The 20,488-nt window shown below is 66.9% G+C and carries 20 protein-coding genes; 7 read left to right on the top strand and 13 right to left on the bottom strand.

Annotated elements, in window-relative coordinates:
* The first annotated feature begins 20 nt into the window (after positions 1–20).
* From MJO58_RS11520 to MJO58_RS11510, 3 genes are read left to right on the top strand one after another with little or no spacing between them, the layout of a single operon-like run.
* The gene (locus MJO58_RS11520; RefSeq protein ID WP_434086341.1) at positions 21–773 is read left to right on the top strand and encodes a TVP38/TMEM64 family protein; all 753 of its coding nucleotides are present in this window, start codon (positions 21–23) and stop codon (positions 771–773) included.
* A 49-nt stretch (positions 774–822) separates the two neighbouring features.
* Positions 823–1,821, top strand: a complete 999-nt coding sequence (locus MJO58_RS11515) for a S1 family peptidase (RefSeq protein WP_239722896.1) — start codon at positions 823–825, stop codon at positions 1,819–1,821.
* Between the two features lie 27 nt (positions 1,822–1,848).
* Positions 1,849–2,136 (top strand): hypothetical protein, encoded by a 288-nt coding sequence (locus tag MJO58_RS11510; protein WP_239722895.1) that lies wholly within the window; start codon positions 1,849–1,851, stop codon positions 2,134–2,136.
* Between the two features lie 58 nt (positions 2,137–2,194).
* Here MJO58_RS11510 and MJO58_RS11505 read toward each other — a convergent pair whose 3' ends face one another.
* The 3 genes from MJO58_RS11505 to MJO58_RS11495 are packed head-to-tail and all read right to left on the bottom strand — an operon-like array spanning position 2,195 to position 4,183.
* Complete coding sequence (locus tag MJO58_RS11505; protein WP_239722894.1) at positions 2,195–2,551, bottom strand: DoxX family protein; 357 nt, start codon at positions 2,549–2,551, stop codon at positions 2,195–2,197.
* A gap of 9 nt (positions 2,552–2,560) precedes the next feature.
* The gene (locus tag MJO58_RS11500) at positions 2,561–3,706 is read right to left on the bottom strand and encodes an SPFH domain-containing protein (RefSeq protein ID WP_090601603.1); all 1,146 of its coding nucleotides are present in this window, start codon (positions 3,704–3,706) and stop codon (positions 2,561–2,563) included.
* Positions 3,707–3,754: 48 nt separating this feature from the next.
* Positions 3,755–4,183, bottom strand: a complete 429-nt coding sequence (locus tag MJO58_RS11495) for an NfeD family protein (protein WP_090601602.1) — start codon at positions 4,181–4,183, stop codon at positions 3,755–3,757.
* Positions 4,184–4,240: 57 nt separating this feature from the next.
* On the opposite strand from MJO58_RS11495, the gene MJO58_RS11490 reads away from it, so the two are divergent.
* A complete protein-coding gene (locus tag MJO58_RS11490) occupies positions 4,241–5,194 on the top strand; it encodes an Rv1486c family protein (protein ID WP_090608843.1) in 954 nt (317 codons plus the stop codon).
* Here MJO58_RS11490 and MJO58_RS11485 read toward each other — a convergent pair.
* The 4 genes from MJO58_RS11485 to MJO58_RS11470 all read right to left on the bottom strand — a co-directional run bounded on the left by MJO58_RS11485 (position 5,191) and on the right by MJO58_RS11470 (position 8,511).
* On the bottom strand, positions 5,191–6,228 hold the full coding sequence (locus tag MJO58_RS11485; protein WP_239723235.1) for a ferrochelatase: 1,038 nt from the start codon (positions 6,226–6,228) through the stop codon (positions 5,191–5,193). The genes MJO58_RS11490 and MJO58_RS11485 overlap by 4 nt on opposite strands.
* Positions 6,229–6,243: 15 nt before the next feature.
* Positions 6,244–7,053, bottom strand: coding sequence for an NADH-dependent enoyl-ACP reductase InhA (inhA, locus tag MJO58_RS11480; protein ID WP_090601601.1), 810 nt, complete (start codon positions 7,051–7,053; stop codon positions 6,244–6,246).
* A gap of 25 nt (positions 7,054–7,078) precedes the next feature.
* Positions 7,079–7,834, bottom strand: a complete 756-nt coding sequence (gene fabG1 / locus MJO58_RS11475) for a 3-oxoacyl-ACP reductase FabG1 (RefSeq protein ID WP_239722893.1) — start codon at positions 7,832–7,834, stop codon at positions 7,079–7,081.
* 68 nt (positions 7,835–7,902) lie between these two features.
* Entirely contained in the window at positions 7,903–8,511 is a 609-nt protein-coding gene (locus MJO58_RS11470) for a TetR/AcrR family transcriptional regulator (RefSeq protein ID WP_175364414.1), read from the bottom strand.
* Between the two features lie 200 nt (positions 8,512–8,711).
* On the opposite strand from MJO58_RS11470, the gene qcrB reads away from it, so the two are divergent.
* Positions 8,712–10,388 carry a cytochrome bc1 complex cytochrome b subunit gene (gene qcrB / locus MJO58_RS11465; RefSeq protein ID WP_239722892.1) on the top strand — a complete coding sequence of 559 codons (1,677 nt, stop codon included), beginning with the start codon at positions 8,712–8,714 and terminating at the stop codon, positions 10,386–10,388.
* On the opposite strand, the gene MJO58_RS11460 is transcribed toward qcrB, so the two are convergent.
* The 6 genes from MJO58_RS11460 to MJO58_RS11435 all read right to left on the bottom strand — a co-directional run bounded on the left by MJO58_RS11460 (position 10,385) and on the right by MJO58_RS11435 (position 16,683).
* Complete coding sequence (locus MJO58_RS11460) at positions 10,385–11,392, bottom strand: VWA domain-containing protein (protein WP_090601597.1); 1,008 nt, start codon at positions 11,390–11,392, stop codon at positions 10,385–10,387. The genes qcrB and MJO58_RS11460 overlap by 4 nt on opposite strands.
* A gap of 46 nt (positions 11,393–11,438) precedes the next feature.
* On the bottom strand, positions 11,439–12,401 hold the full coding sequence (locus MJO58_RS11455; RefSeq protein WP_096286867.1) for a DUF58 domain-containing protein: 963 nt from the start codon (positions 12,399–12,401) through the stop codon (positions 11,439–11,441).
* Positions 12,398–13,531, bottom strand: a complete 1,134-nt coding sequence (moxR1, locus tag MJO58_RS11450) for a chaperone MoxR1 (protein ID WP_090608839.1) — start codon at positions 13,529–13,531, stop codon at positions 12,398–12,400. The genes MJO58_RS11455 and moxR1 overlap by 4 nt, the downstream gene beginning before the upstream one ends.
* 165 nt (positions 13,532–13,696) lie before the next feature.
* Positions 13,697–14,425: an NlpC/P60 family peptidoglycan endopeptidase RipB gene (gene ripB, locus MJO58_RS11445; protein WP_090601595.1), complete on the bottom strand. Its 729-nt coding sequence runs from the start codon at positions 14,423–14,425 to the stop codon at positions 13,697–13,699.
* 44 nt (positions 14,426–14,469) lie between these two features.
* On the bottom strand, positions 14,470–15,906 hold the full coding sequence (gene ripA / locus MJO58_RS11440) for an NlpC/P60 family peptidoglycan endopeptidase RipA (protein WP_239722891.1): 1,437 nt from the start codon (positions 15,904–15,906) through the stop codon (positions 14,470–14,472).
* Positions 15,907–16,146: 240 nt separating this feature from the next.
* Positions 16,147–16,683 (bottom strand): Rv1476 family membrane protein, encoded by a 537-nt coding sequence (locus tag MJO58_RS11435; protein ID WP_090608837.1) that lies wholly within the window; start codon positions 16,681–16,683, stop codon positions 16,147–16,149.
* Between the two features lie 261 nt (positions 16,684–16,944).
* On the opposite strand from MJO58_RS11435, the gene MJO58_RS11430 reads away from it, so the two are divergent.
* Complete coding sequence (locus tag MJO58_RS11430; protein ID WP_139043264.1) at positions 16,945–19,782, top strand: aconitate hydratase; 2,838 nt, start codon at positions 16,945–16,947, stop codon at positions 19,780–19,782.
* Positions 19,783–19,870: 88 nt separating this feature from the next.
* Positions 19,871–20,455: a TetR/AcrR family transcriptional regulator gene (locus MJO58_RS11425; protein ID WP_090601593.1), complete on the top strand. Its 585-nt coding sequence runs from the start codon at positions 19,871–19,873 to the stop codon at positions 20,453–20,455.
* Positions 20,456–20,488 lie beyond the last annotated feature (33 nt).

The following is a 20,488-nucleotide window of genomic DNA, read 5'->3' as shown; positions in this document are numbered from 1 at the left end:
GGCCCGTAACGTTGAGTGCCGTGACGGGTCCGGCCACCGCCAAAACCACCAGTACGCTGCGCAGTCTCTGGCGCGCGCTGGCGGTGAGCGCGCGCCAGCTGTCCCGGCCACGCGCCATCGCGGCAGTGGTCGGTATCACAGTCTTGGTGGCTGTGGCGCTATGGGTTCCGCTGCCCGGCGCGGTGCAGCTGCGCGATTGGGCCCAATCGCTGGGGCCGTGGTTCCCGCTGGCATTTCTGGCGGCGCACATCGTCGTCACAGTGGTGCCGGTGCCCCGCACGGCGTTCACCCTCGCCGCAGGTCTGCTGTTCGGGCCGGCCCTGGGCGTGGTGATCGCGGTGGTCGCCAGCACGGCGAGCGCGGTGCTGGCGCTGGTGTTGGTGCGCGCCGCGGGATGGCGCCTGTCCCGGCTGGTTCGCTACCGGGCGATCCACCGGGCCGACGAGCGTCTGCGCGAGCGCGGCTGGGTGTCCGTCGTGTCGCTGCGGTTGATTCCGGTGCTGCCGTTTTCCGTGGTGAACTATGCGGCCGCCGCCTCTGCCGTCGGCATCCTGCCGTACACGCTGGCCACGCTGGCCGGCCTGCTACCCGGAACCGCCGCGGTCGTGTTTCTCGGCGACGCGCTGGCCGGCCACCCCAGTCCGCTGCTGTTCGGAGTGTCGTTGGTCACCGGTGCGCTGGGGCTCACCGGGCTGCTCCTCGAAATACGTCATTACCGCCGGCACCACCGCGCACCCGACCAGGCCGCCGCCGAACCGGTCATTTTCAGCTAACTGCGCCGTTTTCTTGAGCGGGCCGCCGCTTGCCTGAAAGATCTATTCAATGGAGCGGGTCTACGCGCAGCAGCTGGCAAGTATCGGCTTGCAGCCGTCGCGGGCCGGCCTCCTCGTGCTCTTGCTCGGCGCCCTCGCGTCGGTGGCCGTCGCGCTGTTGTCCTTCCTGTTCGGCCGAATCAAGCTGTATCGGGTGCCGGCCGGCGGCGTCCTCGCCTCACCGGCGATCCGCTACCCGCCGGTACCGCGAGATCGGACGCATACCTCATGGCTGACGATCGGCGCGGCGATCGCCGCCGTCGGGTGTATCACGGCCATCTGGCTGGCACCCAAGAATGTCCAATACGCCCAAGAACCGGTGCAGCCCGACCTGACGCCCATCGCCTTGCCCGCGTCCGCTGCCGCGGGACCGGGTGCGGGCATCTATGTCGAATACACCGACGGTTCCGGTGGGATGGGTTGCACGGCTGGGTTTTTGGTGCGCACCAGCGAGGGCAAGGCCGCTGTTCTCACCGCGGGGCACTGTAATCGATCCCGGCAACCGAGCAAGGTGATGATGAACCTCGCCGGGATCCTCCCGTACGCGAAGCTGGGTACGTTCGTCCAGACCGTCAACGAGGGCGTCCACGACGAACAGCACGACATCGGTCTGATCGTGCTCGACGGCGACAATGTCCCGCAGAGTCCGGCCATCGCCGCCGCGTTGCCGATCACAGGGGTCAGCACCGACCTGACGATCGGACAGCAGCTGTGCAAGTACGGCATGAGCAGTGGCGAGGCCGAATGTGGCGCGATCCTCGACGTCACCGAGAGCAAGGTCTCGTTCGCGGCGGGCGGCCAATGCGGTGATTCCGGCGGCCCGGTCTACCTCATCCGAAACGACGGCACCGCCACCGCGGTCGGCATCGACATTCGGGGCAGCAATCCCGCCGATCCCGCCGCCGGGTGCCTGGCCCCGGCTAAGTTCTCGGTTGCCGAACTCGTGCAGCCGTGGCTGGACCAATGGCATCTGACCGCCATGACCGCACCATCATCCGGACCGCGCTGAGCGGCCTCGAGACCACTCGGGAGCGAGATGACCTCCGACACCACGCACACCGGCGCACCCGGACGGCGCTTTTCCACCGCCGCGCTCGTCGCTGCCGGGTTGGTAGGCCTGGTCGTCGGCGCGATTGCCGCCTTCGCGATCACCGGGCTGGTGTTCACGATCCGCGTCCAGCTGCCCCCGCCGCCTTATCCACCGCCGTTCTCGCAGACCGCCGGCTACCCCGCCCCGACGAGCGTGGCGCCGATGCCCCCGCGCCCACCTGGGCCCCCGGAGGGCATTACGCCCCACGCGTTGCCGGCACCGGTATCACCGTAGGCCCGGGCAGCGGCCGCGGCGCAGCTCAGGTGGCACCAGCACATTCACTCGGGCGAATCTAATTCTGATCCGGTCCCTGCACCGTCATCGCGGCGACCAGGCCCAGAAACAGCGCGGCCGGCAGACCGTTGACGACCTTGTCCCGCACTCGCACGTGCGCGCCCACCGCGAGCACGAAGTACAGCGTCAGCATCGCCGTCGTCAGCCTCGCCAGCGCGGGGAATCGGGTGACCGACAGCAAGCCGACCGCGGCGGCGGCCTTCACCACCGGCAGCACGGGCCTGACGTTCTCCGGGAGTCCGACGTCATCGAGGATTTTCCTGATCGGCGCGATCTGGACGCCGCACAACACGGCGTCGACGGCGTGAAACGCGCCCAGCGCCGCATACGTCTTTGGGGAAGTCAAAACGCTCATCTGGCAATCCTATTGGGTCAATTCCGGCGGCGCGTCCGGCCGGCCATCGACGGGCTGGCGGGCTATCGCCTCGGCCTTGGCAACCGCCTGGGCGATCTGGGGGTCGGTCTCGGTGGAGAACCAGTCGGCCACCTCGGCGTCGTCCGCGGCGGCGGCGTGCTGTGGCACGTCCTCGACCGGAGACGGCTGGAACCGGAACACCCCGTCCTCGCCTGGCGTGCCCAGCAGCTTGGTGAAACCCTGCAGCGCCGCGCTGAAGTCGCTGGGCACCACCCACACCTTGTTGGCGTCCCCGCGTGCCATCTCCGGCAGCGTCTGCAGGTACTGGTAGGCCAGCATCTCCGGGGTGGGCCGGCCGGCCTTGATCGCGGCGAACGTCTTCTCGATGGCCTTGGCCTGACCTTGCGCCCGCAGGTAGGCCGCGGCGCGCTCACCCTGGGCGCGCAGCATCCGGGACTGCCGGTCGGCCTCGGCGGCCAGGATCGCGGCCTGCTTGGCACCCTCGGCGGCCAGGATCTGCGCTTGCTTGGCACCCTCGGCCTGTGTGATCGCCGCCTGCCGGTTGCCTTCCGCGGTCAAAATCATCGCCCGCTTCTCCCGGTCGGCCTTCATCTGCTTTTCCATCGAGGCCTGAATCGAGGGCGGCGGGTCGATGCTGCGCAGCTCGACCCGGGCGACCCGCAGGCCCCAGCGGCCGGTCGCCTCGTCGAGCACACCGCGCAACTGGCCGTTGATCATGTCGCGTGAGGTCAGGGTCTGCTCTAGCGTCATGCCGCCGACGACGTTGCGCAGCGTGGTCGTGGTGAGCTGCTCGACGCCGACGATGTAGTTGCTGATCTCGTAGACGGCCGCCTGCGGAACGGTGACCTGGAAATAGACCACGGTGTCGATGTTGAGCGTCAGGTTGTCCTCGGTGATCACCGGCTGCGGCGGGAACGATACCACCCGCTCGCGCAGATCGACCCGGGCCCGGACGCGATCGATGAACGGCACCAGCAGCGTCAGCTGCCCGCTGACCGTGCGGCTGTACCGACCCAGACGCTCGATCACCGCCGCCTCGGCCTGCGGTATCAACGCCACGGACTTGGCCACCACGATGATCGCAAAGATCACCAGGACGGCCAGCAACACCAAACCCGCAACCGCACCTTCCACCGGAGTTCCTTTCTCTCGCAGCGTCTTCGCAGCGCCTGCGCAGACCGATCAGTGCTTGAACACCACCGCGGTCGCGCCGTCGATGTGCACGACGGTGACCGATTCGCCGGGCTCGTAGACGTCGCCGTCGTTGAACGGACGCGCCGTCCACACCTGCCCGTCAAGTTTCACCTGACCCTCGTCGCGGGCAACCCGATCGAGCACCAGCGCACTTTTGCCCTCGAGCGCCTCGATGCCCGTCGGCAACGACTTGGGAGTCATCCGCTGCCGCAATGCGGGCCGGACCAGCACGACCAGCAGGACCGAGACGACCAGGAACACCGCGCCGTCGGCCAGGACCGGCCAATGCGTGAACCAGGCCGTGGCCGAGGCGGCCAGCGCACCGCCTCCCAGCATCAGCAGGAACATATCGCCCGTCAGCGCCTCGGCACCGGCAAGAGCCAGCGCGAAGATCAGCCAGCTCAGCGCGATCGCCATGCCGTCAGAATACGCGTGATCGGCCTTTGCCGGACCGAACAACTACACTGCGAGATCATGTGGTGTCCCAGTGTTTCGCTGTCCGTGTGGGCCAACGCCTGGCTCGCGGGCAAGGCCGCGCCCGACGACGTGTTGGACGCGTTATCTCTTTGGGCGCCAAAGCAATCCGTCACCGCGTATGATGCCGTCGCGGCCGGTCACACCGGACTGCCGTGGCCCGACATCCACGACGCCGGGACCGTGTCGTTGTTGCAGACGCTGCGCGCCGCGGTTGGCCGGGTGGCACTGCCGGGGATCGCCGCTGCCCCGGGTGCACTGCGCGGGACGATCAACGTGGTGTTGCCGGTGCCCGGCGACGTGCGCGGCCTGGCCCCCGGGACGCAGTTCGAGCGCGACGCCCTGGCCGCCGGTGAGGCGGTGATCATCACGCACCCCGACGATCCCACGGCGGCCGTCGGTCTGGTCCCCGAGTGCTCCTATGCCGATCTCGACGACGCCGGCGACGACGAGCCGGATTCACCGGAGCCGTGTGCGCTGGCCTGGACGGTGTACTCGCTGCCCAGCGCGCCGGTGTTCGATCACCACGAGCTGGGCGATGCCGAATACTCGCTGCGGTCGGCGGTGCGGTCGGCCGCTGATGCGCTCGGCGCAATCGGGTTGGGCTCGGCCAGCGACATCGACGACCCGCGTGGGCTCGTCGAGCAGTTACTGGAATCCACACGGCAACATCGGATTCCCGACCACGCACCGTCGCGTGCATTGCGGGTGCTGGAGAACGCCGCACACGTCGACGCGATCATCACGGTGAGCTCCGGACTCAGCCGGGCCCCGGATGCAGCTGCGCCGGATCGCTTCGCGGCCCGCGTGGCATCCGGGCTGGAGCCGGTGGGCACCCAATCGTCGTCGGAGGCGCGGATCGCCGGCGAAGCACTGCGACCGCTCAACGCGGTGGTGCGTTCGGCGCGAATGGCCGCGGTAAATGCGATCATGTACTCGGCCTGGGCCGACTAAACACCTTCTCGCGCAACGCAATGCGGCGGGCGGCAGGCCGCGCCGTTGACGCTGCCCAGGCAGCCCGCCACCGGATCCGGGCCCGCCACCCGCTCGGGGGCACGGCCGTACCGAAGTTCGTCGATCAGGTCGGCGGCGAGCTGCGCGAAACGCGGGTGGGCGTTGGGCGTCGAGGCCCGCACCAGCTCCAAGCCGGCCGCCTCGGCCTGAGCCGCCAGCTCGAGATCGAGGTCCCACACCACCTCGATGTGGTCTGCCACAAAACCGATCGGGCAGATGATGACCGACTTGGTGCCCGCCGCGGCCAGCGCCGTGAGATGGTCGGCGACATCGGGTTCCAGCCATGGCACCTGCGGCGGACCCGAGCGCGACTGCCAGGCCAGGTCGTACTCTGTGTACCCGGCGGCCGCCGCGACAAGGCTTGCGGCGTAGGCGACTTGGCGGCTGTACAGTCGTGGCCCAAGGCGCTCATCGGCGGCCACCGGAATCGAATGCGCGGTGAACACCAGCCGCGCGCCGGCCTGTTGCTCGGCGGTGAGGGCCCCCGAGGCGGCACCGATGGTATCGGCGAAGATCTGCACGAACCGCGGGTGATCGAAATAGGGGCGCAGCTTTACCAACTCGGGCGCATCGGGACCTGCGGCGGCGCGGGCGCGGGCGATGTCTTCACCATATTGCGAGCAGCTGGAATACCCGCTCCACGCCGACGTGGTGAACACCGCGGCGCGACGAATACCGTTGTCGCGCATCGCCGTCACCGCATCTTCGACGTACGGCTCCCAGTTGCGGTTGCCGAAGTACACCGGCAGATCCAGACCGCGGCCGGCCAGCGCGGCTTCCAGCTGCATCACCAGCGCGCGGTTGATGGCATTGATCGGTGAGACGCCGCCGAAATGCAGGTAGTGCTCGGCGACGTCGTCGAGTCGTTCCGGCGGCACGTTGCGGCCCCGGGTGACGTTCTCCAGGAACGGCCGGACCTGCTCCGGACCCTCTGGTCCGCCGAAGGAAAGCAGCAGAACGGCGTCAAAATCCACGAAATCCATTGCCGTCTAGAGCAGTTGGGTGCTGGCGCCGCCGTCGGCGTAAATGATGGTGCCGGTGGTCGCCGGCAGCCAGTCCGAAAGCAGCGCGCATACCGTCTTGGCCACCGGCGTCGGGTCCTTCATATTCCAGCCGATCGGAGCGCGCTGGTCCCAGCCCTCCTCCAGCAGCTGCATCTGGGCGCCGGCCTCCTCGCCGAGCGCGCCACCGACGATCGCGCTCATCGCGAGCGTCCGGATCGGCCCGGCGGCAACGAGATTCGAGCGAACACCGGATTTACCGGCCTCGCGAGCCACGAACCGGTTGACCGACTCGAGTGCGCTCTTGGCGACCGTCATCCAGTTGTAAGCCGGCATCGCGCGGGTCGGGTCGAAGTCCATGCCGACGATGGATCCGCCGGAATTCATAATCGGCAGAAGCGCTTTCGCCAGCGAAGCGTAAGAGTACGCCGAGATGTGGATGCCCTTGGACACGTCTTCGTAAGGCGCGTCGAAGAAGGGGTTGATGCCCATCCCCGTCTGCGGCATGAAGCCGATGGAGTGCACCACACCGTCCAGCTTGTTGCCCTCACCGATCTCGGCGGTCACCCGCTCGGCCAAGGTGTCCAGGTGCTTTTCGTTTTGCACGTCGAGTTCGATCAGCGGGGCCTGCTCGGGCAGCCGGTCGGCAATGCGCTGGATCAGCCGCAACCGGTCGAACCCGGTCAGCACCAGCTGCGCGCCGGCCTCCTGCGCCACCTTGGCGATGTGAAAGGCGATCGACGAGTCGGTGATGATCCCCGTGACGAGGATCCGCTTGCCTTCGAGTAGTCCTGACATTTTTCTCTCGTCCGTCCTTCGTCTCTCAGTGGCCCATGCCCATGCCGCCGTCAACCGGGATCACCGCACCGGCGATGTAACTCGCGTCCTCGGACGCCAGGAAGCTGACCGCCCCGGCGACCTCCTCGGCGGTGCCGACCCGCTTGGCGGGGATGAAGTCCAGGGCGCCCTCCTGGATGCGCTCGTCGAGCGCGCGGGTCATCTCGGTGTCGATATAGCCCGGGGCGACCACGTTCGCGGTGACACCGGCCTTGGACAGCTCCCGGGAGATCGAGCGGGCCATGCCGATCAGGCCGGCCTTGGCGGCAGCGTAGTTGGCCTGGTTGCCGATGCCCCAGCTGCCGGACACCGAACCGATGAAGATGATGCGGCCGAATCGCTTGCGCTGCATGCTGCGCGAGGCGCGCTGAGCCACCCGGAACGCCCCGGTGAGGTTGGCATTGATGACCTCTTCGAATCGCTCCTCGGTCATCCGGATCAGAAACGCATCCTTGGAGATGCCGGCATTGGAGACCAGCACCTCGACCGGCCCCTGATGCTCCTCGACCTCCTTGAAGGCGCGGTCGACGGCTTCGTTGTCGGTGACATCGCACACGACGCCGAACAACCCCTCGGGCGCTCCGGATCCGCGGTGGGTGACAGCCACCTTGTGGCCGTCGGCGGCCAGCCGCCGGGCGATCGCCAGACCGATCCCCCGGTTTCCGCCGGTCACCAGGACCGACCGGGATACGAATGGGGGTTTGCCACCGGCGGTGGCGGACTCGGTGGCTACGTCAGTCACCCGGCCAACCTAGCGCTTCGCCGGGACGCGGCCGACATGGGGCCAATATCCGCGCGGTCGGATTGCGGTCAACTCGGGGTGCCACCACGCGGGCGATCGGGCGCGCCCTGCGCCCCCCGAAGCACGATGTCTACGGCCGCCTCAATGACGGCATCGTCGGGCACCGTCCCGAACATCAGCGACGGACAGGCGACCACGCCGGAGAGCATCGAGACCGCCGCGTCGAGCTCCGGGCCGTCAAATGCCTCGGCGAGAATCGCCCGGATCGGTCGCTGACCCTCGGAGTTGATCTCGTTGCGGATGCGGCTCATCGTGTCGACCGTCGCCCACTGCGCCATCGCGGACAGCACCCGGTCGAGCCGCAGGTCGACGACCCCCTGCCGGAAAGCCGTCAGCTCCCCGATCAGGTCGGCGCGCAGGTCGCCGGTGGGCTCGGGATGCTTGAAGTCCCGAACCGCCAGCAGGGCCATGGCCGCCAGGTCGGACCTCGACGGCCAGTGCTTGTAGAGCGTTGTCTTGGAGTAGCCGGCGCGCTCGGCGACCCGGGCGTGCGTGAGCGCCTCGGAGCCTTCCTCGACGAGCACGTCGAAGGCCGTGCGCGCGACGTCCGCCCGGGTCCGGATGATCCGGGCGTCCTCGCCCTGCTCGTCCGGGTGGCCGCTGTGGGCAGGTGTCATCGATCGCGCCCTTCTCCGCCCGCACGTCTGACAGGTGTTGCTCAAAATTACCCGACAAACGACTCGATCAGAAATGTTCATCACAACCACTACTGCACGAATTGTCCATTAGTGTACTGTCTGTTCCATCCTGTCCAGCACGTTCGAAGGTTGGGCCGACCGGCACGCCGGATCGACCCACACCCGCAGGGGGAAACCAGATGAGTTCCGGAATCGACTCGAGCACGGTCCTCGCGCACCAAGCCGAGGCGATCGACACCCGCTACCACCCGGCGGCGGCGATTCGCCGCCAGCTGAACAAGGTCTTCCCGACGCACTGGTCGTTCCTGCTCGGCGAGGTGGCGCTGTACAGCTTCGTCGTGTTGCTGATCACCGGCGTGTACCTGACGTTGTTCTTCGACCCGTCGACGACGGAGGTCACCTACAACGGCGTGTATCAACCGCTGCGGGGCGTCGAGATGTCCAAGGCGTACGCGTCGGCGCTCGACATCTCCTTCGAGGTGCGGGGCGGGTTGTTCGTGCGCCAGGTCCATCACTGGGCCGCGCTGATGTTCGCGGCCGCGATCATGGTGCACCTGGCCCGGGTCTTCTTCACCGGGGCCTTTCGCCGGCCGCGCGAGGCCAACTGGGTGATCGGGTCGCTGCTGTTGATCCTGGCCATGTTCGAGGGCTTCTTCGGCTACTCGCTGCCCGACGACCTGCTCTCGGGCACCGGCCTGCGGGCGGCGTTCTCCTCGATCACCCTGGGAATCCCGGTGATCGGCACCTGGCTGCACTGGGCGTTGTTCGGTGGGGACTTCCCCGGCGACGTCATCATCCCGCGCCTCTACGCCATTCACATCCTGATCTTCCCGGGCATCATGCTGGCGCTGATCGGGCTGCATCTGGCGTTGGTGTGGTTCCAGAAACACACCCAGTTCCCCGGGCCCGGACGCACCGAGCGCAACGTCGTCGGCGTGCGGGTGATGCCGGTGTTCGCCGTGAAGTCCGGCGGCTTCTTCGCCGCCATCGTCGGCGTGCTGGGCCTCATGGGTGGGCTGCTCCAGATCAACCCGATCTGGAACCTGGGTCCCTACAACCCTTCTCAGGTCTCGGCGGGCTCGCAGCCCGACTTCTACCTGATGTGGACCGATGGGCTGGTCCGGCTATGGCCGGCGTGGGAGTTCTACTTCGGGCACCACACCATTCCGGCTGCGGTGGCCGTCGCGGTCTTGATGGGCGTCATCTTTGCCGCGCTCATCGTGTATCCGTTCCTCGAGCGGCGGTTCACCGGCGACCGCGCTCACCACAACCTGCTGCAGCGTCCCCGCGACGTTCCGGTGCGCACGTCGATCGGTGCGATGGCGATCGCGTTCTACATCGTGCTCACGTTCTCGTCGTTCAACGACATCATCGCCTACCAGTTCCACGTCTCCCTGAACGCGATGACGTGGATCGGGCGCATCGGGATGGTGGTGCTGCCACCGATCGTGTACTTCGTCACCTATCGCTGGTGTGTCAGCCTGCAGCGCAGCGACCGCGCGGTGCTCGAGCACGGCCTCGAAACCGGGATCATCCGACGCTTGCCGCACGGCGCGTACATCGAGCTGCACCAACCGCTGGGCCCCGTCGACCAACACGGCCACCCCACCCCGCTGCAGTACCAAGGCGCCCCAGTTCCCAAGCGGCTGAACAAACTCGGCATGGGAGGGCAACCAGGCTCGGGCAGCTTCCTGTTCACCGACCCACCGGCCGAAGCGGCCGCGCTCCTGCGCGCTGCCCACGCGCGCGAACAGCGCGCCCTGACGGCGCTGCGCGAGCGCCAGAACGGCGCGGGAGCCGATGGCAACGCCCCCAACGGGAACCATCCGGCCTCACCGCCGGCCGGCGAAGGCTAGGTCGGCAGCCGTCGGTTGATCAGCAACGCCGCCAGCGCCGCCAGCGCCAACACCAGCGCACCGAGTCGCAGCCAGCCCACGCTGGCGTCGCCCTTGATCGTCTCGTAGCCGATCTGCTGTTGCAGCGAGGCGTAGACCTGCTTGAGCTCCTGCAGCGTCGAGGCATTGAAGGAATTGCCGCCGGAGAGCTGGGCCACCTTCTTCAGGGTCTCGTCGTCGACCGGGACCGGCTGGCGCTGGTCGTTGATCTCGACGAAGCCGTAGGGGGTGCCGAACGAGATCGTTGAGATCGGCACGCCCTGGTCTTTGGCGGTCCGCGCGGCGGTGAACGCCCCCTTGGGATTGTCCGGGTTGGTCGGCATCGTCTCCTTGCCGTCCGAGAACAGCACGATGCGGGCCGGGGGCGGCTTGTCGCCGCCGCCGATGACCGCGCCGACCGTGGCGATGGCCTGCAGTGCGGTGAAGATCCCCTCCCCGGTGGCGGTGCGGTCGGCGAACTGCAGCTTGTCCAGCGCGATCTTGGTCGCCTCGCGGTTGGTCGTCGGCGACACCAGCACCGTCGCGGTCCCCGCGTAAGCGATCAGCCCGAGGTTGATGCCCGGGGTGAGCTCGTCGGCGAACTGCTTACCGGCCTCCTGCGCGGCGGCCATCCGGTTGGGTTCGACGTCGGTGGCACGCATCGACTGCGACACGTCGATCACCAGCATCACCACCGCCCGGTTGCGCGGAATCCGGACGTCGTTCGTCGGCCCGGCCATCGCGACGGTCAACAGCACCAGCGATGCCACCAGCAGGATCGCCGGCAGGTGCCGCCACTTGGCGGGCCGCTTGGGGGCGACGCTTTCCAACAGCTCCATGTTGGCGAACCGCAGCATGCGCCGCTGGCGGGCCAGCTGCATCACCACATACAGCACGCCCAACCCGGCCACGACGAACAGGAAGAGGAACCACCATGCGTGTGCGAACCCGGACAGCGACATCGCGCCGAGCAAGGGCATCGTCATAGCAGACCCGTCTTACCGTGGATGACCGCCTTGGAAAAAGCGCGAGTCACTGGCGCCCCGCCATAGCCCCGCGCCGGCGGGACTCCACGAAGCGGACGATGTCGGCGATCCAGTCTCGGTCGGTGCGCAGCGTCAAAACCGGTGCGTCGCAACCGCGTATCGTTCGGGCCACGTCGGCACGATGCGCCGCGGCCGCCTTGGCGAAGTCGTCGCGCAGTTGTGCATCGACGGTGAATTCGCGGGTCACGCCGGTCTCGGCGTCCTGCAACACGACGTCGCCCACATCGGGCAGTTCGATATCACGTGGGTCGAGCACCTCGATGGCCAGCACCTCGTGGCGGGCCGCGATCGCGCGCAGCGGGCGCATCCAGTTGATCGGCCCGAGGAAGTCACTGATGATCACGGCCATCCCGCGGCGGCGTTCCGGCCGCCGCAATGCGTCGATGGCAACCGCCAGATCGCCGCGCACGCCCGTCGGCGCCTTGGGCATCGTCGCGATTGTGCGCAGCAGCGTCTGCTCGTGCTGGCGCCCCGACCGGGCCGGCACCCGGACCGTCGTCGCCCCGTTGGTGACGAGCGCACCGAGCCGGTTGCCGCCACCGCTGTTGAGGAACGTGATCGCGGCCGCGGCGGCCACTGCCAGGTCCCGCTTCTCACAGACGGTAGTCCCGAAGTCGAGGCTGGCCGACATGTCGACCACCATCCAGGTTTCCAGCTCGCGGTCGGCGATCATCTGCCGGACGTGCGGGTGGGTGGTGCGCGCGGTGACGGCCCAGTCCATCCGCCGGACGTCGTCGCCGGGTTGATACTCGCGCGACTCCCCCGGCTCCGAACCCGGCCCGGGGATCAGGCCGAGATGGTCGCCGTGCAGGACACCGTCGAGCTTGCGCCGAACCGTGAGCTCGAGTGTGCGCAGCGCCGCCGACAATTTCGGATCGTCGATCTGCCCGCGCTGAAACGACGGCGGGTGCAGGGCCGCAGGCTTTGCGGCGGGATTCGGATCGGTCACCGATTACTGGCCGCGCCCGCAGCCTGCATCACCGGCGGAACCGAATGCCCTTGCTGCGGAACGGCATTCACTTGCGGAAGCGAAACGGTCTGTAGGACCCTGTTGATGACGATCTCGGGCGAGATCTCGTCGGCCAGTGCGTCGTAGGTCAGCACCAGCCGGTGACGCAGCACGTCGGGGATGACCTCGACGACGTCTTGCGGGATCACATAGTCGCGACCGCGCACCAACGCCAGCGAGCGCGCAGCCGCGATGATGCCCAACGACGCGCGCGGGGACGCACCGAACGAGATCCAGGTCTTGACGTCGTTCATGCCGAGCTGCTCGGGGTTGCGAGTGGCAGTGACGACGCGCACCACATAATCGACCAGCGCGTGGTGGACGAAGTTGTTGGCCGCGATGTCCTGCAACCGCAGCAGGTCGCCCGTGTCCAGGATCTGCTTGGGCTGCGGCGGCTTGACGCCCATCCGGTAGATGATCTCGCGCTCCTCCTCGGGCGAGGGGTAGCCCACGTTGATCTTGAACAGGAAGCGGTCGCGCTGCGCCTCGGGCAGCTGGTAGACCCCCTCGTGCTCGATCGGGTTCTGCGTCGCCATCACCAGGAACGGGTTGGGCAACGGGAATCGCTTACCGCCGATCGACACCTGACGCTCGGCCATGACCTCCAGCAGCGCCGACTGCACCTTAGCGGGCGCACGGTTGATCTCGTCGGCGAGCAGGAAGTTGACCACGACCGGGCCGAGCTCGGTGTCGAACTCTTCCTTGCCCTGCCGGTAGATGCGGGTACCGATGATGTCGGTGGGCACCAGGTCGGGAGTGAACTGGATACGCGCGAACGTGCCGCCAACGACCTTCGCAAACGTCTCGACGGCCAGCGTCTTGGCGACGCCGGGCACACCTTCGAGCAGCACGTGGCCCTTGGACAGCAGACCGACCAGCATCCGCTCCACGAGCTGGTCCTGGCCCACGATGATGCGCTTGACCTCGAAGATGGCCCGTTCCAGGGTGTGTACTTCGGCAGCCAATCCATCGGCGCCACCTGACGGCGCCGCATGGGCTCCGGGGCCAGACTGCCCGCCCGGACCCGAGTAACCGCTGGCGCCCGGGGGCGGCCCACCTGCTGCTGTCATCAACATCTCTCTCTTCAGCTCAACCGACACAGCTCAATGACACATCTGCCATCACGACGAATGTCGTGGGGCAGCCACGTGCCTTGGTCCAACTATTCCAGGCCCTTGGGATTCCGTCGACGCCACGCCTTCGCTGACGAGCCACGATCCGACGGCACACCCGGGTCAGTACTCGATGATCCTAGTCAGGTACGGCGTCATACCGGCCTTGCGCACGGGGCTCACGGTCACTTTGCCCGCACTTCCAGATGCCTCCAGCATCTGGCCGTTGCCCAGGTACATGGTGACGTGCTGGCCGCCGCCCGGGCCGTAGAAGATGAGGTCGCCGCGCCGGGCCTCGCTGGGCGGGATGTGGCGGCCGGCGTTGTACTGGTCACCGGAGAACCGCGGGATCAGCACCCCCACGCCGGCGAACCCGTACCGCATCAGACCCGAGCAGTCGAACCCGGTGATGTTCGCGCCGTCGTCGATGCCCTTGCTGGGGCCCTGCAGCGAACCGCCACCCCACGAATAGGGCACGCCCATCTGCGATCCCATCCGTTTGATCACGTACTCGATGGCCTGGCGGCCGTTCGCCCGCGGAATCTTGGCGCCCGGGTTGGTGGGCGTGGCGGAGGCGGCCGGGGCGGGATCACCCAGGATGTTGATTCCCAGACCACCGAGGAATTGCCTGCCCAGGTCCATCGTGGTCTGGGTGGCCTGCGCGGTGGCTTGCAGCGACGCGTTGGCGACGGCGAGCGGATCGCCCGGGGCGCCGGCGCTGATCGTCGCCGGCAGCGTCGGATCCCACGCTCCGGGGTCGGCGTTGGCCGGGGCGGCGACAGACAACATCAGCCCGGTCACCAAAGCGGTGATCCAGGCCAAGTTGAACAGGCGAAAACGCTTGTGCCGCATAGCTCCTCGTTTGGTAGTCATCCTCGATTGGTAGTCATCCTCGGTTAATAATCGATATAGCGAACCACGTACGGCGTCATGCCGCTGGTGCGCACGGGCGCAACACGCACCTTCAAACCGATGTCGGGGGCCTCGAGCATCTGGCCTTGACCGAGGTAGATGGTCACGTGCTGGCTACCGCCCGGGCCGTAGAAGATGACGTCGCCGCGACGCATCTGGGAGGACGGGATCTTGCGGCCCAGGTTGTACTGCGAACCGGAGTAGTGCGGCAGCTTGATGCCCACCCCGGCGAAGGAGTACAAGACCAGGCCCGAGCAGTCGAAGCCGGTGATCCCGGCGCCGGAGTCGATACCTTTACTCGGGCCGGCCGCGTTGCCACCGCCCCAGGAGTAGGGCACGCCGATCTGCGACATGCCGCGCCGGATCACGTATTCGGACGCCTGCCGACCGTAGACGCGCGGGATGCGTCCACCTACCCCACCCGGTGAGGCGTTGGTGATCCCGGTGTCGTCGGGCTTGAGGATGCCGATGGACTGCAGGAAGCCCTTCCCCATGCTGGCGGTCACCTGCGTGGAGGTGGCCGAGATGCCCAGCACCTGGTTGATCACGGCGACCGGGTCACCCGGCACGTTGGCACTCGGCACCATCGGAAGCGTGGGATCCCAACCGTCCCAGTGCCGTCCGCCGGACGGGGCTTGCGCGGCCGGTGCTCCCGGATCCCACCGGTCACCCGACGTCGGGACATCGCCGCCGCCCCCGGTCGACCAATGGGCGGACGCGAGTTGGGCCTGCTGAAGTTTGGCCTGAGCCTCGTCACGCTCGGCGGCCAGGCGGGTGATCTGCTCACGCTGTTCTTCGAACTTGTGCTTCGAGTTGGTCAGCGCGGCCACCGCGGCGTCCTGGCTGGATTTCGCGTCGGCAGCGGCCTTTTCGGCTTTCTGCTTGGCCAGCCGCGCCGCGGACTCCTTGTTCACCTGCTCGGTGCGGGCCCGCTGCAGGTTGTCGAGCACCGTCTGGGCACTGGCCGCCAGGGTCCTCGATGCGCTTTCGGTCGCGATGATGTCTTCGGGGCTGCGTGCGGTCAGGTAGCTGCCCGACGGGCCATTCATATAGGTGGCGGCGGCGAACGTGTTGAAACGACGTTGGGCCGCCGCGATTGCCGCATTGGCATCCTTGACCGACTGCTGGCTGACCTCAAGGTCGTGCTCGGCCGCGGTCACGTTGTCCCGGGCGGTCTCGACGTCGACCAGGGCCTTGTTGACGGCCTCTTGCTCGCCCTGGATTTCGGCGCTCAGGTCCTCCAGCCGCTGGTTGGCCTTGGCGACGTTGGCGATCAGCGCGCCGAGGCTGTCGGCGTTCGGATCAGCCTGCGCCAGACCAGGTGTGGTGACCAGCATGGCCAGACTCAGGACCGTGGGAATGACCGGACTGACCAGCCTGGCGAACGGTCGCGCAGCAGGGCCCCGGCGTGTGCGTCTCATTCGACTTAGCTCCCCTTGGGCTCAACGCGGACGGCGGCGCCAGCCCCGATTTTCTCTCTTAGCGCCAAAGACAACACGAGCATCATTTGCACCGTACGTCACAGGGGTCCGCGAAGATATGGTCGTCACAAATCGCAACCCTCTACGTGCGTTTAATGTGACCGAACGGTGACCTACGCGGTTTGCCGGGCAGCGTCGTGAGTTCACCCGTGCCGAATCGGCCGGGTCGGATGTGCGTGGTTAGACGCCCTCGGCGGCTTCGTCGTCGGAAGTTGCCGCGGCGTCGACCGAGGTTGCTGACCGCCTGGCGCGCAACTGCAGGAAGCGGGCGCCGACGGCCGCGGCGAGCACGCCGACTAGCAGGAAAATAGTCAGCCCGGTCCACGGGAATTCGGGGGTTTGGAGTTCGTGCAAAAAATGCTGCGCCGAGACCACCGGATTGCCGGTCTTGGCGATGTCTTCGCCGGCCTCGAGCGTGACGCGCGGGAACTGCGTGCTGTAGGTGCCGACGAAGTTCGGGCTGAGCGTCAAGACGGTCGCGTCGTGATAGTCGGCGCCGACCACCGTGGAGATATCGCGCAGCGGCGTGTCGTTCGGCGGGTTGTGGTCGAGCAACACGATTTTCAGGTTGATGCCGCTGGCATGCGCTTGGTCGACAACGACGAGCAGGGCCGGCATGACGTCGGGAGGCGCGCTGACCCCGGACGCGGCGACCTGCGCCTTGATGGCCGTCACGTCCACGTCTTGCGGAATGTAGGCAGGCAGAACCGGCTGCAAAAAGAAGGTGGTCTGAGGTAGTTGCTCGAACGAACCTTGCGCGGTCACGGTGTGCCTCCTCCCACTGAACAGCCCAAGTGCTACAGGCACCGTACGCGAACAGTAGGGAAAAGGGGTTTCAACCCGGCCCCTAGCCGACAAGACTGAAAATTGGTGTGCCGCTGTATTGCAGGACAAGCGTACTGTTAAAGTTGGCATGGTTGTTGGACGATCCGCCGCCACAGCCCCGTCGGCGGAAGAACTTAATCCCAGGGAGTTGATGTGACCAGCAAAGAATCTGTGAACTCGTTCGGAGCTCGCGACACCCTGAAGGTCGCCGACAAGAGTTACCAGATCTACCGTCTCGACGCAGTACCCAATACCGAGAAACTCCCCTACAGCCTGAAGGTTCTTGCCGAGAACCTGCTGCGCAACGAAGACGGCGCCAACATCACCAAGGACCACATCGAGGCGATCGCGAATTGGGATCCCAACGCGGAGCCCAGCATTGAGATCCAATACACCCCCGCACGGGTGGTCATGCAGGACTTCACCGGCGTGCCGTGCATCGTCGACCTGGCGACGATGCGCGAGGCCATCGGCGACCTGGGCGGCAAGCCGGAGAAGGTCAACCCGCTGGCGCCGGCCGACCTGGTGATCGACCACTCGGTGATCGCGGACCTGTTCGGCACCGCCGACGCCTTCGAGCGCAACGTCGAAATCGAGTACGAACGCAACGGCGAGCGTTACCAATTCCTGCGCTGGGGGCAGGGCGCTTTCGACGACTTCAAGGTCGTCCCGCCGGGCACCGGCATCGTGCACCAGGTCAACATCGAATATCTGGCCAGCGTGGTCATGACCCGCGCAGACGGCGCGGGAACAATCACCGCCTACCCCGACACCTGCGTGGGCACCGACTCGCACACCACGATGGTCAACGGCCTCGGCGTGCTCGGCTGGGGCGTGGGTGGCATCGAGGCCGAGGCCGCGATGTTGGGCCAGCCCGTGTCGATGCTGATTCCACGCGTCGTTGGTTTCAAGCTGACCGGCGAGATTCAGCCGGGCGTCACCGCCACCGATGTCGTGCTCACCGTCACCGAGATGTTGCGTAAGCACGGAGTGGTCGGCAAGTTCGTCGAGTTCTACGGCAAGGGCGTGTCGGAAGTGCCGTTGGCCAACCGCGCCACACTCGGCAACATGAGTCCCGAATTCGGTTCCACTGCAGCGATTTTCCCGATCGACGAGGAGACAATCTCCTACCTGAAGTTCACCGGCCGCACCGACGAGCAACTGGCGCTGGTCGAGGCCTACGCCAAAGAGCAGGGCATGTGGCACGACCCAACGCATGAGCCGGCGTTCTCGGAGTACCTCGAGCTCGACCTCTCCACGGTGGTGCCGTCGATCGCCGGTCCTAAGCGCCCGCAGGACCGAATCCCGTTGTCGCACGCCAAGGCAACCTTCCGCGAGCAGATCCTCAGCTACGTCGACGGCGACGAGGACGGCCAGCAGGGTTACTCGAAACTGGACGAGGCAGTCGAGGAGACTTTCCCGGCCAGCGATCCCGGCGCGGTGTCGAACGGACATGCCGACGACGTGCCCCAGGTGCATTCGGCCGCATCGCATTCCAAGGGGCGCCCCAGCAACCCCGTAACGGTGCGCTCCGACGAGCGTGGCGAATTCGTGCTCGACCACGGCGCGGTGGTGATCGCCGCGGTCACGTCGTGCACGAACACCTCCAACCCGGAGGTGATGCTGGGCGCAGCGCTGTTGGCCCGCAACGCGGTCGAGAAGGGCCTGACTTCCAAGCCGTGGGTGAAGACCACGATGGCCCCCGGTTCTCAGGTCGTCAACGACTACTACCACAAGGCCGGCCTGTGGCCGTACCTGGAGAAGCTCGGCTTCTATCTGGTCGGCTACGGGTGCACCACGTGTATCGGTAACTCCGGCCCGCTGCCCGAAGAGGTCTCGAAAGCCATTAACGACAACGACCTTTCGGTGACCGCGGTGCTGTCGGGCAACCGGAACTTCGAAGGCCGCATCAACCCGGACGTGAAGATGAACTACCTGGCTTCACCGCCGCTGGTGGTGGCCTACGCGCTGGCCGGGACCATGGACTTCGACTTCGATCGGCAGCCGCTCGGGAAAGATAAAGACGGCAACGATGTCTTCCTCAAGGACATCTGGCCGTCACAGAAAGACGTCTCCGACACCATCGCCTCGGCGATCAACTCCGAAATGTTCACCAAGAACTACGGCGACGTGTTCAAGGGCGACGAACGGTGGCGCAACCTGCCCACCCCGAGCGGCAATACCTTTGAGTGGAACCCAGATTCGACCTACGTGCGCAAGCCCCCCTACTTCGAGGGCATGCCTGCCGAGCCCGAGCCGGTCGGTGACATCAGAGGCGCCCGGGTGCTGGCGCTGCTGGGTGATTCGGTGACCACCGACCACATCTCCCCCGCCAGCAGCATCAAGCCGGGCACTCCGGCGGCGCAGTACCTCGACGAGCATGGCGTGGACCGCAAGGACTACAACTCCTTTGGGTCACGGCGCGGCAACCATGAGGTGATGATCCGCGGCACGTTCGCCAACATCCGACTGCGCAACTTGCTGCTCGACGACGTGTCCGGCGGCTACACCCGCGACTTCACCCAGGACGGTGCTCCGCAGGCCTTCATTTACGACGCTGCGCAAAACTATGCGGCAGAAAACATTCCGTTGGTAGTGCTGGGCGGCAAGGAGTACGGGTCGGGCTCGTCGCGAGACTGGGCCGCCAAGGGAACGCGGCTGCTGGGCGTGCGGGCGGTGATCGCCGAGTCGTTCGAGCGCATCCACCGCTCCAACCTGATCGGCATGGGCGTCATCCCACTGCAATTCCCCGCGGGCAAGACGGCCCAAGAGCTCGGGCTGGACGGCACCGAGGTCTTCGAGATCACCGGGATCGACGCGCTCAACGACGGCAAGACACCGAAGACGGTGCACGTCAAGGCCGCCAAGGACGCTGGGAACGACATCGAGTTCGACGCCGTGGTGCGCATCGACACCCCCGGTGAGGCCGACTACTACCGCAACGGCGGCATCTTGCAGTACGTGCTGCGCAACATGCTCAAGTCCGCCTAGTGGCCATCGCAACCCCGGCGCTGGGGGTACCACCTGCTCGCGGGCGACCGGGCGCAGCGGTTCGACACCGGAAGATCTGAGTCGAGCCGTGCCCAAGGTCAGCGAGGACCATCTGGCGGCTCGGCGGCGTCAGATCCTTGATGGTGCTCGCCGTTGTTTCGCCGAACACGGCTATGACAGAGCCACGGTTCGGCGGCTGGAGCAGTCGATTGGGATGTCGCGTGGCGCGATCTTCCACCACTTCCGGGACAAGGACGCGCTGTTTTTCGCGCTCGCGCACGAGGACGCCGAGCGGATGGCCGACGTCGCGTCACGCGAAGGGCTGATCCAGGTGATGCGCGACATGCTCGCCGCACCTGAGCAGTTCGACTGGCTGGCCACCCGGTTGGAGATCGCGCGCAAGCTGCGCAACGATCCGGCGTTCAGCCGGGGATGGGCGGAGCGTTCCGCGGAACTGGCGGCCGCGACACACGATCGCCTGCAACGGCAGCAGCAAGCACACCGGGTGCGCGATGACGTACCCGGTGACGTGTTGCAGTGCTACCTGGAACTGGTCCTGGACGGATTGGTGGCCCGGCTGGCCTCCGGCGAAGACCCGCGGCGACTGGCCGCCGTTCTCGACCTGGTGGAGAACTCGCTGCGCCGCAACGATTCTGGGCCTCGGCAGGGCTAAGCAAACGGCACTGCGCAGTCGCTCGCAGTGCCG

The organism is Mycobacterium lentiflavum (genome assembly GCF_022374895.2).
Taxonomy (GTDB): domain Bacteria; phylum Actinomycetota; class Actinomycetes; order Mycobacteriales; family Mycobacteriaceae; genus Mycobacterium; species Mycobacterium lentiflavum.
The sequence above is the reverse complement of the archived record's forward strand: the minus strand, read 5'-3'. Positions and strand labels throughout refer to the sequence as shown.

Coding starts and splice junctions, on each gene's coding strand:
- MJO58_RS11515 (WP_239722896.1), top strand. CDS start 823: ATGGAGCGGGTCTACGCGCAGCAGCTGGCAAGTATCGGCTTGCAGCCG.
- MJO58_RS11490 (WP_090608843.1), top strand. CDS start 4,241: ATGTGGTGTCCCAGTGTTTCGCTGTCCGTGTGGGCCAACGCCTGGCTC.
- ripB (WP_090601595.1), bottom strand. CDS start 14,425: ATGCGGCACAAGCGTTTTCGCCTGTTCAACTTGGCCTGGATCACCGCT.
- MJO58_RS11470 (WP_175364414.1), bottom strand. CDS start 8,511: ATGACACCTGCCCACAGCGGCCACCCGGACGAGCAGGGCGAGGACGCC.
- moxR1 (WP_090608839.1), bottom strand. CDS start 13,531: ATGACAGCAGCAGGTGGGCCGCCCCCGGGCGCCAGCGGTTACTCGGGT.
- ripA (WP_239722891.1), bottom strand. CDS start 15,906: ATGAGACGCACACGCCGGGGCCCTGCTGCGCGACCGTTCGCCAGGCTG.
- MJO58_RS11505 (WP_239722894.1), bottom strand. CDS start 2,551: ATGAGCGTTTTGACTTCCCCAAAGACGTATGCGGCGCTGGGCGCGTTT.
- MJO58_RS11510 (WP_239722895.1), top strand. CDS start 1,849: ATGACCTCCGACACCACGCACACCGGCGCACCCGGACGGCGCTTTTCC.
- MJO58_RS11460 (WP_090601597.1), bottom strand. CDS start 11,392: ATGACGATGCCCTTGCTCGGCGCGATGTCGCTGTCCGGGTTCGCACAC.
- qcrB (WP_239722892.1), top strand. CDS start 8,712: ATGAGTTCCGGAATCGACTCGAGCACGGTCCTCGCGCACCAAGCCGAG.
- inhA (WP_090601601.1), bottom strand. CDS start 7,053: ATGTCAGGACTACTCGAAGGCAAGCGGATCCTCGTCACGGGGATCATC.
- MJO58_RS11495 (WP_090601602.1), bottom strand. CDS start 4,183: ATGGCGATCGCGCTGAGCTGGCTGATCTTCGCGCTGGCTCTTGCCGGT.